The sequence below is a fragment of the Roseobacter sp. genome, from assembly GCF_045106495.1.
Taxonomy (GTDB): Bacteria; Pseudomonadota; Alphaproteobacteria; order Rhodobacterales; family Rhodobacteraceae; genus Roseobacter.
Window position 1 is genome coordinate 1 of record NZ_JBGCEQ010000004.1, and the last position, 16,263, is coordinate 16,263.

Genomic DNA, 16,263 nt, shown 5'->3' on the forward strand with positions numbered 1-16,263 from the left:
ACCGTTCAAGAAGGCTTTTCCCAAGCCGCCCCAAAATGCGTTACCATCGCCAAATGCGATGGAATATCCAACCGCAAGCCAAAGCACACTCATCAAGCAGGCCACCGAAAAGCACTGCATGAAAACGCTGAGCACATTGCGCGCACGCACAAGCCCACCGTAAAATAGTGCAAGCCCCGGTAGTGTCATAAACAAGACAAGCGCTGTCGCCACGATGATCCAGGCGGTATCTGCTCCGACCATGATGAATATCCCCTTCCACTTTTTTGAATGGGCAAGGCGTGCGCTATCGAGATGCTGAATCAAACCGCAAGCACGCAATAGTCCGCCTATTTATCGGGCGATTTCATAAACGCCGCAAAAGAAGGCGGTCCACCACATGAATTGCTTAATTTTCGGGCGGAAAAGGAACTTCGTAACCTAAAGCAGTTCTGTCGCTGAACCTGTGCCTTCAACCTAAAGCTTGCATCTTAGCGCTCAATCGTCAGGTACAGGTTCTGATACTTGCGCGCGGAGAGCCTGTAAGCCGGATTCTGTTCCCCGGGGCAAGCCCCGGTTCGATGACCATTCCTCTTGCCACCCGGTTGCCCGGACAGCTCTAGCTGCCAACCCGGATCTGCTGGGGCAAAAGCGGCCCTGTCTTGCGACACGCGATCCCTATTTGGCATTGCTCCCAGTGGGGCTTGCCGTGCCGCCGCTGTTGCCAGCTGCGCGGTGGGCTCTTACCCCACCGTTTCACCCTTACCCCCGGGCACCGCTACGCGGCAATCAGGGGCGGTTTCATTTCTGTGGCGCTTTCCGTCAGGTTGCCCTGCCCGGGCGTTACCCGGCACCGTTGCTTTTTGGAGTCCGGACTTTCCTCGACATCGGTTGCCCAATCCCGCGGCCATCCGGCCTTCCGCGCAGCGCCCTGATGCGCGGAAATTGCTTTCAGGTCAATGGCGCGCGTGATCAAGCCTGTGTAATCCGTTCATTGAACGTTCGGAACACCCGCAATCAGCTTTCATAAGTCACTTAACCAATCGGGACGAAATCATCTGCGTTCAAACCACCGCTGGCATAGGACCTATGGCGCAACCGAACAGCGGCGAGCAGCGCCTCGTCGCCCACCTCAGCAGTATAGCCGTTGCTCCGAGCCATGGCGCGAAACTGAGCCGGTGTCGGGTGATCTGGCCGTTCTCCCTGCCCCGAAGGTGCCGCAAGTCCGCGCCGAGCAAGTCGGGCCCAGTCAAATCTGGGACCCGGGTCGAACTTGCGCCCCGGCGCCATATCCGAGTGGCCAATGACATCACGCGCCGCAATAGGCCATCTTGACATGATTTCGCTCAGCAAGGTTTCCAACACGCTCATCTGCGGCTCCGGGAAAGGATGCGCACCTGTGTTGTCCAACTCAATGCCGATGGAACGCGAGTTGATATCGGTCAACCCACGCCATTCACCCGCGCCTGCGTGCCAGGCCCGTTTTTCTTCCGGGACCAGTTGCGTCAATTCCCCGTCGCAGGAAATCACATAATGCGCTGAAACTTCGGCTTCGGGCTCACAAAGCCGGGCAATCGCAGCTTCGGCGCTGCCCATCGCCGTATAATGTATGACGACCATGCTCGGCGTCAGCCCGCCGCGCCTAGGCCCGCAATTCGGGGACGAATAGATGTGCATGGGCGTCAGCCCTGGGTCGCCTTGCGGAAAGGTGCCGGATCCCAGGAACAGGCGTAGCCATCCCCATCCGGATCAAGTCCTTTGCGATCTCGCACCGGCCCGCCGCGCTGCAAAAAGTCGATCTGGGCCAAATCCGGCGATGCATAACTGGCGCAATTCCTTGCCGCGCGGCTTTCACCCCCAAACCCTGCACGCGCATAAACGCTCTGCCCTTTGGGGTGCTTTGTTTCCAGCGCGAAGGCCACGATATTGGGTTGGCTGTCACCGGAACGCGTAGGCAATGCTTCGGGTTGCACAACCTCGTACTGCGCCTTGTTGTTGGCAATTCGCGCCGCATCGCTTTCTATGCTTTGGCGACCGGCAACTGCGTCAAAATTGTTTTCGTCCGATATGGCGGAGTTGTTTGCGTCAAGCGAAGTGACACTGGTCGGGTTCGTCTGGACCGGGGCAACGCCACCGTTCAGTGTCGTGGTCTCCACCGCACCGGCCGAACGCGTTTCGTTCAAGACGCGGGTGGTTTCAGCGGCCGTCGCTTCCGCTGAGCTGGGTGATGGTGTGCCGGTGGGGGGCAGAACAGTATCGGGTACACGGTACGGATTTTGCGCCAAAGCAGCCTCGCGTTGGCGTTGGGCATCCACGGAATTGTCAAACCCGACGGTGCGACCACTGTCAGGGACCTGCGGCGCGCAGGCGCTCAGCGTTGCCAAAACCAGTCCTGCAAGAAAGACACGTGCTGTCATAGGATTAAATGCCTGTCGTTGCGCTTGTTAAGGGTCAGATTACCACCATTTGCCCGGCTTGGCCACAAAACCAGCGGCGGTTTCCAGCACATGGGCTGTACAAAGCAGGTCTGCTTCCGCCCAAGGACGGCCAATGAGTTGCAAGCCCAGCGGCAGGCCCTGCTTGTCAAGTCCCGTGGGCACAGCGATACCTGGCAAGCCGGCTAGGTTTACGGTCACAGTAAACACGTCGTTGAGGTACATGGCCACCGGATCCGCATCCGTCATCTCTCCCAAACCAAAAGCCGCAGAGGGTGTGGCGGGTGTGAGAATCGCGTCGATGCCACGCTCGAATACCTGCTCGAAGTCGCGTTTGATCAGGGTACGTACACGACGTGCGCGGTTGTAATAGGCATCGTAAAACCCCGCGGACAATACATACGTGCCAATCATGACGCGACGCTGCACCTCGGATCCAAACCCTTCGGCGCGGGTTTTTTCATACATTTCGGTGATGCCGTCGCCTTGATCCAGCTTGGCGCGGTGGCCATAACGCACACCATCATACCGCGCAAGGTTCGAAGAGGCCTCCGCAGGGGCAATCACATAGTAAGCTGGCAACGCGTACTTTGTATGTGGCAGAGAAATATCAACAATCTCGGCGCCCGCATCCTTCATCATTGCGATGCCTTCTTGCCACAGCGTTTCGATTTCGTCCGGCATACCGTTCATGCGGTATTCCTTGGGAATCCCGATTTTCTTGCCGCGAATGTCTCCGGTCAATGCCGCCTCAAAGTCTGGCACGGCCATGTCGGCAGATGTGCTGTCTTTGGGGTCATGCCCGGCCATGGCCTCCAGCATGATTGCCGCGTCGCGCACTGACTTGGTCATCGGACCCGCCTGATCCAGCGAGGATGCAAAGGCCACAATGCCCCACCTTGAGCAGCGACCATAGGTCGGTTTGATGCCGACCGTACCGGTAAAAGCAGCAGGCTGACGGATCGAGCCGCCGGTATCTGTGCCGGTCGCCGCAAGGCAAAGATCTGCTGCAACGGCTGCGGCAGACCCTCCGGAAGACCCGCCCGGCGTCAGCGGCGTGGTCTCATTGCCGCGACGCCAGGGATTCACGGCATTTCCATAAACCGAGGTTTCATTGCTGCTACCCATGGCAAATTCATCCATGTTGAGTTTGCCCAACATAACCGCACCGGCATCGGCCAGGTTTTGGCTCACGGTGGATTCGTATTCCGGCAGAAACCCTTCGAGGATGCGCGAACCGGCCTGGCTGGCCACGCCTTTCGTGCAAAACAAATCCTTGATTCCAATGGGCAAACCACACATCGATGGCGCATCTCCCAGAGCAAGGCGCGCATCGGCTGCAGCGGCGCGTTCCAATGCGAGATCCGGTGTCTTATGCACAAAGGCATTCAACTCACCCGCGCCGTCGATGGCGTTGATACAGGCCTCGGTCAGCTCTTTGGATGTGGTCTCCCCTGCGCGCAAAGCGTCCCGCGCAGCACTCAACGACAACTCATTCAATTTGGTCATTATTCAACCACCTTGGGCACAGCAAAAAAGCCCTCGCGCGCATCCGGCGCGTTTGACAATACCTTGGCTTGCTGATCCCCCTCGCGGACCACATCCATGCGGCGTTTCAGCACCTGAGGTGTAACGGAAGTCATCGGGTCAACGCCCGCGATGTCCACTTCGTTCAGTTGTTCGATAAAACCCAATATCGTGTTGAATTCACCGGCCAGCGCAGGCAGCGCGTCGGGTTCAACCTTAATACGGGCCAGCTTGGCCACACCGGCGGCTGTGGTCTCGTCAATAGACATCACGTTTCCTCATCTGCTTGGCATTGGCGTTTAGCGCCATGCGCAGGCCTTGCCAAGACTTGGCAAGGTTAAACCTCGTGCAGTGTCCCGATTCAACGCCTTGCTCTCGCAATTCGCATCATAGGCATTAGAATTGCCGTGCAATGAACAATGACCCAACCGACAGGCCAAAGCCTCACCGTCATACCGCATTGCTGGCCCGAAATATGGAATTAAAAGGCCATTCCCAAAAAGACCACCGCTACCTGCGTGTTGCAAAAAACGCGCGCAGATAGGCTTCTGATTCTGCCGCAGCAATGCCGTCAAACACGTCGGGCACGTGGTGACACTGCGGATGCGCATACACGCGCGCGCCTTGAGCAACGCCACCGGATTTCGGATCGCTGGCACCATAGTAAAGCAGCGCAATCCGCGCAGCTGAAATTCCAGCCGCACACATCGCACAGGGCTCGAGCGTCACGTAGATCGCATGGTCCGTGAGACGCTGGGAACCCGTCGCGGTACAGGCTGCACGTATGGCCAGCATTTCTGCGTGCGCCGTAGGGTCATTCAGCGCACGGGTACGATTGCCATCCGATGCGATCACCTGACCTTGCGGATCTACGATGACCGCGCCAACCGGCACTTCGCCACGCTTGGCCGCTGCACGCGCTTCCGTTAACGCCATTTGCATGTATGAATTGAATTCCATCCTCGCCAAATGCCCGCAAACCGCGCCCTTTCGCAAGCGTTTCAAACAGGATAAGGCGGAGCCATGTCTGATCCATCCATAAAACCGCCGCAAGGCGACCGTATCGCCAAAGTGCTCAGCCGCGCCGGTGTTGCCAGCCGTCGCGAAGCGGAGCGCATGATCGAAGCCGGTCGCGTGCGTGTCAATGGTGCTCAAATCATGTCGCCCGCGCTGAATGTTACGCCCGCGGATTCCATAACCGTGGACGGCACCCCGATTGCGGCACCAGAACCCCCGCGGTTGTGGCTTTTTCACAAACCCCTGGGGTTGGTCAGCACAGACAATGACGAAAAGGGCCGAGACACTATATATTCAATCCTGCCTGAGGATTTGCCAAGGGTCATGAGCGTTGGTCGCCTGGACATCAACTCAGAGGGTTTGCTGCTTCTGACCAACGATGGTGGTGTGAAGCGCAAACTGGAATTGCCCTCGACGGGGTGGTTGCGGCGCTACCGGGTGCGCGTTAATGGCCGGCCCACAGATGACCTTCTGGAACCGCTGCGCAAAGGTGTGACCGTCGACGCCGAGGCTTTTCAGCCCATGACAGTGACGCTGGACCGCCAGCAAGGAGCCAACGCCTGGCTGACCATTGGGATACGCGAAGGTCGCAACCGCGAAATCCGACGGGCACTGGCAGCAGTCGATCTATCCGTGAACCGGCTCATTCGGATCAATTATGGCCCGTTTCAGCTGGGCGAACTCAAACCTGGCGAAGTGGAAGAAATCAGGCGTAAAACCGTGCGCGATCAATTGGGCCTTGAGCCTGAAGAGGTTGACAAAGCGGCGGAGCAGAAACCTGCAAAAGTGACCCGCCAACGCAAAGCACGCGACCCGCAACGCAAACGCATATCATCAACGCCCCGTACTGTGCGCAAACCACGTTGAACCCTTTTTGACAAACTGCAGGAAATTTTCCCCCTCGCGATCATGCCGGTCTGTTGCCAATTATCAAAGAAGCAAGTGCGAAACACAGTTATGATCCTTACGGAACCTGTTGATTTTGCACGGGGCACACTAGAACTGGTCAGCCGTCCCGCGTCAGAGTATATTCAATGAAAGTCCTGTCTGGGGAGACACAATGAAATCCACATCTTTCCAAAAGATCGCTTACGTAGCGCTTTTGTTGCTTATGATCGGCGTTGCCGCCGGACTCTTGGGCGGACTCTAACGCCATGGCGCAAAGATTCGGCGGGAAATACAGCCCCCAAGGCGGCACCCAAAAGGGAGACTCTGCGGAACGCGGGACATTCACCGGAGCGAAAGTCGATCCCGTCGGCGCTCGGGCAAACCTCATGTTTTTACCTGCAATCATCCTGGTTTTCATGTCGCTGGCACAAGGTGCTCTGGGCCTCGCTGCGGGGCTACTGGGGGCTGGTGCTATGACATTGGGCGCCTGGCTTTTACGGGGCGGTCTGACGGCAGAAGCCGCGTACCATAGCCGAAAAGTTGCCCGTCGCCCTGCGCTCCCTCGAAAGACCCTTGGCGCGATATTGGCCGGCATTGGCACCGGACTCGCTGCCTTGAGCCATGATGGTGGGATCGTCGCGGCCGTCCTGTTCGGAGCGGCGGCCACCGGTCTGCACCTTGCAGCCTTTGGCATCGATCCGCTCAAAGACAAGGGCATGGAGGGTATCGATACCTTCCAACAGGACCGCGTCGCGCGGGTCGTAGATGAGGCCGAAGCCCATATGGCTGCCATGTCGGATGCGCTCACTCGGGCCGGGGATCGGCGTGTCTCCGCTAGGATGGAGCAATTTCAAACCGTGGTTCGCGATCTGATCCGAACGGTCGAAGAAGATCCACGTGACCTTACTGCCGCACGCAAGTATCTGGGTGTCTATCTGTTGGGTGCACGTGATGCGAGTGCCAAGTTCGCCGATATATACGCACGGACACAAGACGCAAAGGCGCGCGATGACTATTTGGCACTTCTGGACGACTTAGAGCGAAATTTCACCGACAGAACCAAGACACTCTTGTTAGATGATCACAGCGATCTGACTGTCGAAATCGAGGTCCTGCGGGACCGATTGCAACGCGAAGGCGTGCGTCTGGACTGACGCGCCGATATTTGAAGGACAAAACAGCATGACCGAAACCACCCGTGCAAAAGCGACAGAGAGCCTGAAAATGGTGGAAGAAGTGACCGCAGTGGTTCTGCCCGAACCGATGGATGCCAATGCGATTGTGCCGCTGGCGCAGGCCGATGAACCGGTGAGCGCGGAGATATCCAAACGCATGGCAGAAATCGACATGTCGAATACACAGTCGATTGTCTCTTTCGGATCGCGCGCCCAAGTCGAGTTGCAGGAAATCAGCCAGGCGATGCTGGGCGGTGTCCGCAACAAGGATGTTGGCCCTGCAGGCGACAGCCTGCGCAATATCGTCACAACAATTCGGGGTTTTTCGATCTCGGAACTGGACGTTCGGCGCGACCGGAGCTGGTGGGAAAAACTAATGGGCAAAGCCGCACCTTTCGCCAAATTCACCGCGAAGTATGAAGAAGTTCAGGGCCAGATTGACCGGATCACTGATGACCTTCTGGCCCATGAACATACACTTTTAAAAGACATCAAATCGCTCGATTTGCTGTATGAAAAGACGCTCCAGTTCTACGATGAATTGGCGCTCTACATTTCCGCAGGCGAAGAGAAGCTGCGTGATCTGGATGAGACCGTGATCCCTGCCAAAGCCGCTGAAGTGGAAAAAGCCGCCGAAAATGACCAAGTGATGGTTGCGCAAGAACTGCGCGACTTGCGAGCGGCCCGTGACGATCTGGAACGTCGGGTGCATGACCTGAAACTGACCCGTCAGGTGACCATGCAATCGCTGCCATCGATCCGCTTGGTTCAGGAAAACGACAAGTCACTTGTGACCAAAATCAACTCAACCTTAGTCAACACTGTGCCACTGTGGGAGACGCAATTGGCGCAAGCCGTCACCATTCAGCGCAGCGCCGAGGCGGCCCAAGCCGTCAGGCAGGCCAATGATCTGACCAATGAATTGCTGACCGCCAACGCCAAAAACCTGCGCGATAGCAACAAGATCATCCGAGAGGAAATGGAACGTGGTGTGTTTGATATCGAAGCCGTCAAACAGGCAAACGCGGATCTCATCGGCACCATCGAGGAAAGCTTGCAAATCGCGGATGAGGGCAAAGCGCGCCGGGCCGCGGCTGAAACTGAGCTGCAGGAGATGGAAACCAAACTGCGCGATACCCTGGCCAGTGCGAAGTCGCGTGGTGATGGTGTCGGCGATACCGCAGCCGCATCCGTTCCAAGTTGATGTGACGTGACACCGCGGCAGCTCCTTTCGCGCTGCGGCGCTTTGACTTTCATTGGGTTTGTGCTGGCCGCATGCGAGCTGGCGCAACCTGTTGTTGCGGTTCAGAACACGGAAGTCCGCCCGTCTGAAACTGGCGGTACCGAAGTACGACCAACGTCACAAGCCAGCGCGGAACTGCGCAGCTATCTGGTGCAAGTGCAATCGGCACAGTTGAGCCAGGGTCTATTGCGCCAGGACGGCGGCGGACCAGACACGCCTTTCACAGCTGACATGCTCGCTCGTAATTTCGAGCGCATCGTTTTCTACAATGAATATGCCAGCGCATTACAGGGGCGCGGTGGCCAGAGCCCCTTGCGGCGTTGGGAAACGTCCATTCGCGTTGGCACGGTTTTTGGTCAAGGCGTGCCCCCTTCGCAACGATCAAAGGACAATTCAGACATTCGCGGCTATGCGCGCAGACTGGGGCAGATCACCGGCCATCAGATTACCAATTTTGGAACGCCAAATTTTGTGGTGATCGTCGCAAACGAAGACGACAGAAGTGATGCGCTTGATGCTGCCGCCGCATTGGTGCCGGGGATTACACCAGCCAGTTTGAACGCGTTGCGCAACCTGCCCCGTGACACCTATTGCGCCGTTGCCGCCTATGCTGTGGGCACAAATGCTAATACTTATACGGCAGCCGTAGCCATCATTCGCGCTGAAAATCCAGACCTTTTACGGCTAAGCTGCATTCACGAGGAAATGGCGCAGGGCCTTGGTCTGGCAAATGACAGCCAAAATGCGCGCCCATCAATTTTTAACGATGACGACGAGTTTGCCTTGCTGACAAATCATGACGAACTGTTGCTCAAAATGCTCTATGACCCAAGGTTGGAAACGGGCATGAGTGCCGCCGAAGCGGCTCCGATCACCCGCATCATTGCTCGTGAAATGACCAGCGGACCTCTCTAGAATGACGACGTAAAGGATTGACTATTATGGGTATTTTTGACTTTCTTTCTGGCGAATTCATCGATGTTATCCACTGGGTGGACGATACCCGCGACACGATGGTGTGGCGGTTTGGTCGGGAAGGCCATGAGATCAAATACGGCGCCAAATTGACGGTGCGCGAAGGTCAGGCCGCAGTGTTCGTGCATGAAGGCCAACTCGCAGATGTCTTCTCCCCTGGTCTTTACATGCTTGAAACTAACAATATGCCGATCATGACCACGCTTCAGCACTGGGATCATGGTTTCAAAAGCCCATTCAAATCCGAAATCTATTTCGTCAATACGACTCGCTTCAATGACCTGAAGTGGGGCACGAAAAACCCGATCATCTGCCGCGATCCCGAATTTGGTCCGGTACGGCTGCGCGCTTTTGGAACTTATTCCATCAAGGTGAGTGATCCGGCAAAATTCCTGGTCGAAATCGTCGGGACTGATGGCGAATTCACGATGGATGAGATCAGCTTCCAGATCCGTAACATTATTGTTCAGGAGTTTTCGCGCACCCTTGCTCGGGCGGGAATTCCGGTCATGGACATGGCCGCGAACACCCGTGAGTTGGGTCAGCTCGTTGGGCGCGAAATTGCGACACAACTTGCGGAATACGGGCTCAGCATGCCCGAGCTTTACATCGAGAACATCTCATTGCCGCCCGCTGTCGAAGAAGTAATGGACAAGCGCTCCACGATGGGTGTGATTGGCAATCTCAACGAGTACATGCAGTTTCAGGCGGCCGAAGCTCTCGGGCGCGAAGGTGCCGGAGCCGCCGCCGTTCAAGCTGGAATGGGCGCAGGCTTGGGCATGCAAATCGGGCAAGCAGCTGCAAGTCAAGGACCGTGGGGCGCGCGGGCGGCCTCTGCACCCGCTGCCATGCCACCACCCCCTCCGATCGAGCATGTCTGGCATATCGCAGAAGGTGGCAAGACCAAGGGACCGTTTTCCAAAGCGGCGCTCGGTCGTATGGCAGCCGAAGGAGCGCTGACCCGGACCAGTATGGTCTGGACCCCGGGTCAAGACGGATGGATGCAGGCAGAAGATGTCGCGGAATTGGCACAGCTTTTCACTGTATTGCCGCCGCCACCACCCGGATCCTGAACCGGGATGCGGCGCACAGCGATAAAATGGCTGCATTGGCTCAGTCTGGGGTTCTTGCTTTATTTCCTTGCGATCGAACCTGAAGACGTCGACCGACTTGGCGCTGCTGCGCTGGCCACTCATGCCGGTGTTGGAATGGTTTTTGCGGTAATTGTCTTGAGTTGGTTTGGCATGTATCTGGTCAAAGGGCTGGCTGGGCGCCCGGGTCCGAAGCTGCAAGGCTGGGCGCGCGAGGCCCACATTTGGTCGCACCGCGCGCTCTATTGGAGCCTTGTGGTTATGTTGCTATCTGGCGGTTTGATCGGCCTATTCGCACCCTATGTCATTCAAGGCTTCGGCATCATCCCAATGCTACCCAACATTCCAGCCAAATCCTTTCACGACCTCATGCAGGAGAGCCACGAATTGCTGTTCAACTTGTTGATTGGCGGCGTCATGCTTCATGCGATCTTTCATCTTTGGCGTCACACCGCTTTGCGCGACAATGCCTTGCGGGTCATGATGCCCAAGACACTGCACAGGTATCTCTGAGCCATGGAACTGTCGCCGAACACCGAAGCCAGTAACCACAACTTTCCCTGCGATAGTTGCGGTGGAGATTTGCGGTTTGACCCGATGGACAGACAGTTGCTCTGCGATCACTGCGGTAACACGCAGAAGCTGGACCGCGGGCCTTGGGGAAATGTCCAGATCAAGGAGCTGGATTTCGAGAGCGCATTGAACGCATCCTTGCCCGCAGTTGAAATGGAGGAAACACGGGTCTCCAAATGTCCCAATTGCGCCGCCGAGGTCGAGTTTGACCCTGACATACACGCCATGGAATGTCCGTTTTGCGCGACACCCGTCGTGACCGACACCGGCAACCATCGTCACATCAAACCACGCGGTGTCTTACCCTTTGCCTTGGATGAGGCCACGGCCCGCGCGGCGATGACTCAATGGTTGGGGCGATTGTGGTTCGCGCCGGGTGGATTGCAAGAGTACGCTCGCAAGGGGCGGAAAATGCAGGGGATTTATGTACCCTATTGGACGTTCGATGCCGACACGACATCGTCTTACACCGGCGAGCGTGGCACGATCTACTACGTGACCCAGACAGTCATGCGAGATGGTAAACGGCAACAAATTCGGGTGCCGAAAATCCGCTGGCGATCAGCGCGTGGGCGCGTTGCGAGATTCTTTGACGACGTCCTCGTACTGGCCTCGCGTTCTTTGCCCAAGAGGTTCACCGACGCGCTCGAACCTTGGGATCTAAGCGGTTTAGAACCTTACACGCCTGAATATCTCGCCGGGTTTCGCGCGGAAGGATATTCGGTAGCCCTCAAAGACGGTTTTATTGAAAGCCGTCAAAAGATGGACCAAATCATTGCCCGCGATATCCGATTTGACATTGGCGGGGACCGTCAGCGCATTCATCGCGTCGATACGAAATTGCGCGATGTGACCTTCAAACACATTCTACTCCCGGTTTGGTTGGCCGCCTACAAGTACCGCGGAGAAACATATCGTTTTGTGGTGAATGGCAGCACTGGCAAAGTGCAGGGGGAACGGCCCTGGTCTTCGGTGAAGATCGCATTTGCAGTGATCTTGGGTGGCCTGATCGCTGCGGCTGTCGGCTATGGCATGGCGGTGAGACAATGACGGACATCAACGTCTTGAAACATCTGCTCAAGACACGCTATTCGTGCCGCGCTTTTCGTCCCGACCCAGTGCCGAAAGAGACGATAGAGCAGATTGTAGAAGCCGCCCGCCACGTGCCATCCTGGTGCAATGCACAGCCTTGGCACGTAACGTTGACGCAGCCTGATGCGACGGACCGGTTTCGCGCAGGACTTGCCGAGGTCGTCGCCAATGACGCGCCTGAGCTCGATCTCACGGGTCCGGACACCTACCCCGGCGTTTACGGCGACCGACGTCGCACCTGCGGATGGCAACTCTATGAGGCGGTGGGCGTACAAAAAGGGGATAGACAAGCCTCGGGCGCGCAAATGATGCGAAATTTCGTGTTGTTTGATGCCCCGCATGTCGCCATTGTATCCAGTCCCAAGGCTCTTGGAGGTTATGGCGCCATGGACACTGGCGGGTTCGTGACGGCCTTTGCTCTCGCTGCGCGCGCGCTGGGTGTGGACACGATTGCGCAGGCAGCCATCGCGTCATACGCGGATTTCGTACGCAAGCACTTTGACATTGGCGAGGACCGGATGGTTCTCTGCGCAATCTCCTTTGGCTATGCGGTCGACGATCATGCCGCCAATAGCTTTCGAACAGAACGGGCGTCATTGGACGAGATTCTGGACTGGCATCAATGAGGGCCCTGATCCAACGCGTCACTGAAGCCAGCGTCACCGTAGAGAATGCAATTGTCGGCCAGATCGGACCGGGTCTGTTGATTCTCGTCTGTGCCATGCCCGACGACACCCCAACTGTCGGGCGGGCGCTGGCGGCCAAAATCAGCAAGCTACGCATTTTTCATGACGCCGCAGGCAAAATGAACCTATCGTTGGCGCAAACTGGCGGAGCAGCCCTTGTTGTCAGCCAGTTTACACTGGCCGCGGATACATCACGTGGCAACCGCCCCGGGTTTTCAGGCGCAGCCAAACCGGAGGCTGCCCGGGCGCTTTATGAGTGCTTTGCCCAGGACTTGCAGAACCTCGACATTGACGTTGCAACCGGTAAATTTGGTGCGACAATGTCGGTTGCCCTGAAAAATGATGGTCCCGTCACGATCTGGATCGACACCGACGCCTCCTAGACAGGATTTCAAATGCTTTCAGACGACGTGATCGTGGATCTTTTCAACGCTGGTGTTCAGGCAGTGCGTGGCGACATAGCCGTGACTACTGTCTTGGGTACCGCGCTTTGTCCGAAGCCCGATCAGATCATTGCGGTGGGCAAGGCTGCGACGGCCATGGCCAGTGCCGCCCATGCCCGGTTTCCAAAGGCCCCCATGCTGATTGTCTCAAAATACGGGCATTGCGATGGCGCGCCGGCGACAGCGGAGGTCATCGAAGCCGCGCATCCGGTTCTGGATGAAAATAGCTTGCGCGCAGGCGCTCGCATCAATGCATTGGTCGCCGCCATGGAACCAGGCAGTCATCTCTTGATGCTGGTCTCCGGGGGCGCCTCCGCATTGGCGGAAGACCCTGAGACAGGTCTGACTCTCGCTGATCTGACGGCGCGCGCGAAAGAAATGCTTTCTTCCGGTGCGGACATTCATGCCATGAACGCCGCGCGCAAAGAAATAAGCCGAATCAAAGGGGGAAAGCTCTTGGCCTCTTTCATGGGCGCCTCGGTCACTACATTTGCCATATCAGATGTGGAAGGCGACGCACTGGAAGTCATCGGATCGGGCATTGGCGCTGCCCCGGCGAGCGCCAAGTTCGACTTCTCACCGACCATCGTAGCCAGCAACGCCATTGCACGTGAAGCAGTCGCTCTTCACGCATCAACACAAGGAATCGCAGTTCAGACGAATACGGAAACACTCTATGATGATATTCACGTAATCGCACCAAAGATCGCGGACGCAACAAAAACTGGCGCATCCGGCTTGCATCTGTTTGGCGGCGAACCCACAGTAATCTTGCCGGAAAATCCTGGCCAGGGAGGGCGTAATCAGGCACTTGCACTGCTGATTGCCCGCGAAATTCACGGTGTGCCGGGACTGCGCGTTCTGGTTGCAGGCACCGATGGCACAGATGGCCCCACAGATGCTGCTGGTGCTATAGTCGATGGCACGACCTGGGAACCTTCGGGTCAAAAGGCATTAGATGCGGCCGATGCCGGAACTTGGCTTGAAGCCCGTGGGGCGCTTTTGAAAACCGGCCCGACAGGAACGAATGTCATGGATCTCGTTATTGCGCTGAAATCCGGATCGTAGCCGCTTGACATCATGTATGGCCCCGGCAAATCTCGGCATATGGACGAAACGGAAACGCTGCACGACATAGAAGACCTTCCCGATTTTGGAATAACGCTAAGCGATGGCTGCAGGCTTTCCGCGCGCGTCTGGCGTCCAGTTGATGCCAGCGATAATCCAGTTCCAGTGATCCTCGAATACTTGCCTTACCGCAAACGTGACGGCACCGCGGACCGCGATGCCCTGACCCATCCTTGGTTCGCTGAAAGAGGATACGCCTGCGTACGCGTGGACATGCGCGGCAATGGCGACAGCGAAGGTTTGATGCTCGATGAATATGCTCCGCAAGAGCTGAACGACGCAGTTGAGGTGATCAGTCAGCTGGCCGCTGCACCCTGGTGCAACGGGAACGTCGGCATGATGGGGATCAGTTGGGGTGGCTTCAACGGGCTTCAGGTCGCAAGCATGGCACCAGAACCATTAAAAGCGGTGATTACGCTGTGTTCGACCGTGGATCGATTTGCAGATGATATCCATTACAAAGGCGGCTGCCTGCTCAATGAGAATCTTGGCTGGGGAGCGACCATGTGGTCCTATTCCAGCCGCGCACCCGACCCCGCTCTGCGCGACAACTGGCGCGAGATGTGGCTGGAACGCCTTGAAAATGAACCCTTCCTGCCGTCGACTTGGTTGCGTCATCAACGGCGCGACGTCTATTGGCAACATGGCTCCGTCATCGAAAACTATGCGGCCATCAAGGCCAAAGTTCTGGCCATTGGCGGTTGGGGCGATGCCTACAAGAATGCGGTTCCGCAATTGATCGAAGCTTTGCCCGGTGCCAAGGGTATCATCGGACCATGGGTGCACAAGTACCCCCACTTCGCGGCGCCTGAACCGCGCATCGGCTTTTTGCAGGAAGCCCTGCGATGGTGGGACCATTGGCTGAAGGGCACCGATAATGGCGTTATGGATGATCCGGACTACCGCGCCTATCTGATGCACGGCATTCCCCCTGCGCGCTGGTATACCGAACGCCCTGGACAGTGGATCGCCGAGGAATACGGAGCAACCTCACACATCCCGCCACGTCGATTGCATCTGACCGACCGCGGGCTTTCGGATACCTCCGGCTGGCTAACGGCCAGTATTGCCTCGCCCCTGGACTGTGGTGCGGAAAGTGGCGAATATTGCGCCATCTGGTTGGGTCCGGAAATGCCCGGAGATCAGCGACAGGATGATGCCCTGTCTGCGTGTTTTGACACGGCGCCGCTGGATGTGGACACGGACCTCGTCGGAGCCCCACGCGTGAAGCTGGAATTGCAGTGTGACAGCCCACATGGGCAGATCGCCGTTCGCTTGTGCGATGTGGCGCCGGACGGGGCTTCCACCCGGATCACATATGGCCTCCTGAATTTGACGCATCGCTTGGACCCTGCCCGACCCGAACCCATGAAACCGGGCGAAACCACAGCTATCGAGTTAAAGCTCGACCATGTTGCCTACCGCGTTCCCGAAGGGCACCGCCTGCGTGTGGCGGTATCCAACAGCTATTGGCCGCTGGTTTGGCCCACACCGACGCGCCATAGACTGACATTGAGCAAAGGCGAAATTTTGATACCCACTAGGCGCACCAGCAAACGCGAAGAGCACAGCTTTCCGCCGACAACTGCAGCGCCAGCCCGCCAAACCGAAACTTTGCGCGCGCGCACCAGCAGTCGAAAACGCGAAACAGACATGGCGACAGGGGTCACTCGGCTGATCATAACGGATGATTTTGGCAAACATTGGGATGCGGATCATGGCCTGATCTCGGGCTCGGTTGCGCGCGAGGAATGGTCCATTCATCCGGAAGACCCGCTATCTGCACGCGGTACATGTCACTGGACTGATGAAATGGAACGGGATGGGATCAGGCTACGCACGGAAGCGCGCTGCCAAATGTGGTCTGATACGACTCATTTTTTCCTCACTGCCCGTATGGAAGCCTATGAAAACGATGAGTTGGTCTTTGAAAGGGATCATTCGGACCAGATTGAGCGCGATCACCTGTAAACTGGCCTTAGTGAATATCCTGAAAACCCCTTGCGACCTG

General features: G+C 57.1%; 16 protein-coding genes, 1 other RNA gene and 1 pseudogene. 11 read left to right on the forward strand and 7 right to left on the reverse strand.

Annotated features, from left to right (window positions below; genetic code table 11):
• The 7 genes and pseudogenes from AB8B75_RS04545 to AB8B75_RS04575 all read right to left on the reverse strand — a co-directional run.
• Window positions 1-243, reverse strand: a pseudogene (locus tag AB8B75_RS04545) (ammonia channel protein); the annotation flags it as partial.
• Between the two features lie 263 nt (window positions 244-506).
• Window positions 507-902, reverse strand: an RNA gene (rnpB, locus tag AB8B75_RS04550) — RNase P RNA component class A.
• Window positions 903-1,014: 112 nt separating this feature from the next.
• The gene (locus AB8B75_RS04555) at window positions 1,015-1,656 is read right to left on the reverse strand and encodes an N-acetylmuramoyl-L-alanine amidase (RefSeq protein ID WP_405360188.1); all 642 of its coding nucleotides are present in this window, start codon (window positions 1,654-1,656) and stop codon (window positions 1,015-1,017) included.
• Window positions 1,657-1,661: 5 nt separating this feature from the next.
• The gene (locus tag AB8B75_RS04560; protein ID WP_405360190.1) at window positions 1,662-2,396 is read right to left on the reverse strand and encodes a hypothetical protein; all 735 of its coding nucleotides are present in this window, start codon (window positions 2,394-2,396) and stop codon (window positions 1,662-1,664) included.
• Window positions 2,397-2,435: 39 nt separating this feature from the next.
• Window positions 2,436-3,923 (reverse strand): Asp-tRNA(Asn)/Glu-tRNA(Gln) amidotransferase subunit GatA, encoded by a 1,488-nt coding sequence (gene gatA / locus AB8B75_RS04565; protein ID WP_405360191.1) that lies wholly within the window; start codon window positions 3,921-3,923, stop codon window positions 2,436-2,438.
• Entirely contained in the window at window positions 3,923-4,210 is a 288-nt protein-coding gene (gene gatC / locus AB8B75_RS04570; protein WP_405360193.1) for an Asp-tRNA(Asn)/Glu-tRNA(Gln) amidotransferase subunit GatC, read from the reverse strand. Before gatC ends, gatA begins: the two co-directional genes overlap by 1 nt.
• 241 nt (window positions 4,211-4,451) lie before the next feature.
• Window positions 4,452-4,901: a nucleoside deaminase gene (locus AB8B75_RS04575; RefSeq protein ID WP_405360195.1), complete on the reverse strand. Its 450-nt coding sequence runs from the start codon at window positions 4,899-4,901 to the stop codon at window positions 4,452-4,454.
• A 63-nt stretch (window positions 4,902-4,964) separates the two neighbouring features.
• Between AB8B75_RS04575 and AB8B75_RS04580 the strand changes: the two genes are divergently transcribed.
• The 11 genes from AB8B75_RS04580 to AB8B75_RS04630 all read left to right on the forward strand — a co-directional run bounded on the left by AB8B75_RS04580 (window position 4,965) and on the right by AB8B75_RS04630 (window position 16,223).
• A complete protein-coding gene (locus AB8B75_RS04580; RefSeq protein WP_405360197.1) occupies window positions 4,965-5,825 on the forward strand; it encodes a pseudouridine synthase in 861 nt (286 codons plus the stop codon).
• Window positions 5,826-6,112: 287 nt separating this feature from the next.
• Window positions 6,113-7,000 carry a 5-bromo-4-chloroindolyl phosphate hydrolysis family protein gene (locus AB8B75_RS04585; protein WP_405360198.1) on the forward strand — a complete coding sequence of 296 codons (888 nt, stop codon included), beginning with the start codon at window positions 6,113-6,115 and terminating at the stop codon, window positions 6,998-7,000.
• A 28-nt stretch (window positions 7,001-7,028) separates the two neighbouring features.
• Window positions 7,029-8,225 (forward strand): toxic anion resistance protein, encoded by a 1,197-nt coding sequence (locus tag AB8B75_RS04590; RefSeq protein ID WP_405360200.1) that lies wholly within the window; start codon window positions 7,029-7,031, stop codon window positions 8,223-8,225.
• Window positions 8,226-8,231: 6 nt separating this feature from the next.
• Entirely contained in the window at window positions 8,232-9,179 is a 948-nt protein-coding gene (locus tag AB8B75_RS04595; protein WP_405360202.1) for a DUF2927 domain-containing protein, read from the forward strand.
• A 26-nt stretch (window positions 9,180-9,205) separates the two neighbouring features.
• Entirely contained in the window at window positions 9,206-10,312 is a 1,107-nt protein-coding gene (locus AB8B75_RS04600) for an SPFH domain-containing protein (RefSeq protein ID WP_405360203.1), read from the forward strand.
• 6 nt (window positions 10,313-10,318) lie between these two features.
• Window positions 10,319-10,843: a cytochrome b gene (locus AB8B75_RS04605; protein WP_405360204.1), complete on the forward strand. Its 525-nt coding sequence runs from the start codon at window positions 10,319-10,321 to the stop codon at window positions 10,841-10,843.
• 3 nt (window positions 10,844-10,846) lie between these two features.
• A complete protein-coding gene (locus tag AB8B75_RS04610; RefSeq protein ID WP_405360205.1) occupies window positions 10,847-11,953 on the forward strand; it encodes a primosomal protein N' (replication factor Y) - superfamily II helicase in 1,107 nt (368 codons plus the stop codon).
• Window positions 11,950-12,621 carry a nitroreductase gene (locus tag AB8B75_RS04615; protein WP_405360206.1) on the forward strand — a complete coding sequence of 224 codons (672 nt, stop codon included), beginning with the start codon at window positions 11,950-11,952 and terminating at the stop codon, window positions 12,619-12,621. The genes AB8B75_RS04610 and AB8B75_RS04615 overlap by 4 nt, the downstream gene beginning before the upstream one ends.
• The gene (gene dtd, locus AB8B75_RS04620) at window positions 12,618-13,064 is read left to right on the forward strand and encodes a D-aminoacyl-tRNA deacylase (RefSeq protein ID WP_405360208.1); all 447 of its coding nucleotides are present in this window, start codon (window positions 12,618-12,620) and stop codon (window positions 13,062-13,064) included. The genes AB8B75_RS04615 and dtd overlap by 4 nt, the downstream gene beginning before the upstream one ends.
• Window positions 13,065-13,076: 12 nt before the next feature.
• On the forward strand, window positions 13,077-14,192 hold the full coding sequence (locus tag AB8B75_RS04625; protein ID WP_405360210.1) for a DUF4147 domain-containing protein: 1,116 nt from the start codon (window positions 13,077-13,079) through the stop codon (window positions 14,190-14,192).
• Between the two features lie 39 nt (window positions 14,193-14,231).
• Window positions 14,232-16,223, forward strand: a complete 1,992-nt coding sequence (locus tag AB8B75_RS04630; RefSeq protein WP_405360211.1) for a CocE/NonD family hydrolase — start codon at window positions 14,232-14,234, stop codon at window positions 16,221-16,223.
• Window positions 16,224-16,263 lie beyond the last annotated feature (40 nt).

Bases quoted from the DNA above. Each gene is read 5' to 3' on its own strand.
- AB8B75_RS04555 (WP_405360188.1), bottom strand. From the start codon at position 1,656: ATGCACATCTATTCGTCCCCGAATTGCGGGCCTAGGCGCGGCGGGCTG.
- AB8B75_RS04560 (WP_405360190.1), bottom strand. From the start codon at position 2,396: ATGACAGCACGTGTCTTTCTTGCAGGACTGGTTTTGGCAACGCTGAGC.
- gatA (WP_405360191.1), bottom strand. From the start codon at position 3,923: ATGACCAAATTGAATGAGTTGTCGTTGAGTGCTGCGCGGGACGCTTTG.
- gatC (WP_405360193.1), bottom strand. From the start codon at position 4,210: ATGTCTATTGACGAGACCACAGCCGCCGGTGTGGCCAAGCTGGCCCGT.
- AB8B75_RS04575 (WP_405360195.1), bottom strand. From the start codon at position 4,901: ATGGAATTCAATTCATACATGCAAATGGCGTTAACGGAAGCGCGTGCA.
- AB8B75_RS04580 (WP_405360197.1), top strand. From the start codon at position 4,965: ATGTCTGATCCATCCATAAAACCGCCGCAAGGCGACCGTATCGCCAAA.
- AB8B75_RS04585 (WP_405360198.1), top strand. From the start codon at position 6,113: ATGGCGCAAAGATTCGGCGGGAAATACAGCCCCCAAGGCGGCACCCAA.
- AB8B75_RS04590 (WP_405360200.1), top strand. From the start codon at position 7,029: ATGACCGAAACCACCCGTGCAAAAGCGACAGAGAGCCTGAAAATGGTG.
- AB8B75_RS04600 (WP_405360203.1), top strand. From the start codon at position 9,206: ATGGGTATTTTTGACTTTCTTTCTGGCGAATTCATCGATGTTATCCAC.
- AB8B75_RS04605 (WP_405360204.1), top strand. From the start codon at position 10,319: ATGCGGCGCACAGCGATAAAATGGCTGCATTGGCTCAGTCTGGGGTTC.
- AB8B75_RS04610 (WP_405360205.1), top strand. From the start codon at position 10,847: ATGGAACTGTCGCCGAACACCGAAGCCAGTAACCACAACTTTCCCTGC.
- AB8B75_RS04615 (WP_405360206.1), top strand. From the start codon at position 11,950: ATGACGGACATCAACGTCTTGAAACATCTGCTCAAGACACGCTATTCG.
- dtd (WP_405360208.1), top strand. From the start codon at position 12,618: ATGAGGGCCCTGATCCAACGCGTCACTGAAGCCAGCGTCACCGTAGAG.
- AB8B75_RS04625 (WP_405360210.1), top strand. From the start codon at position 13,077: ATGCTTTCAGACGACGTGATCGTGGATCTTTTCAACGCTGGTGTTCAG.
- AB8B75_RS04630 (WP_405360211.1), top strand. From the start codon at position 14,232: ATGGACGAAACGGAAACGCTGCACGACATAGAAGACCTTCCCGATTTT.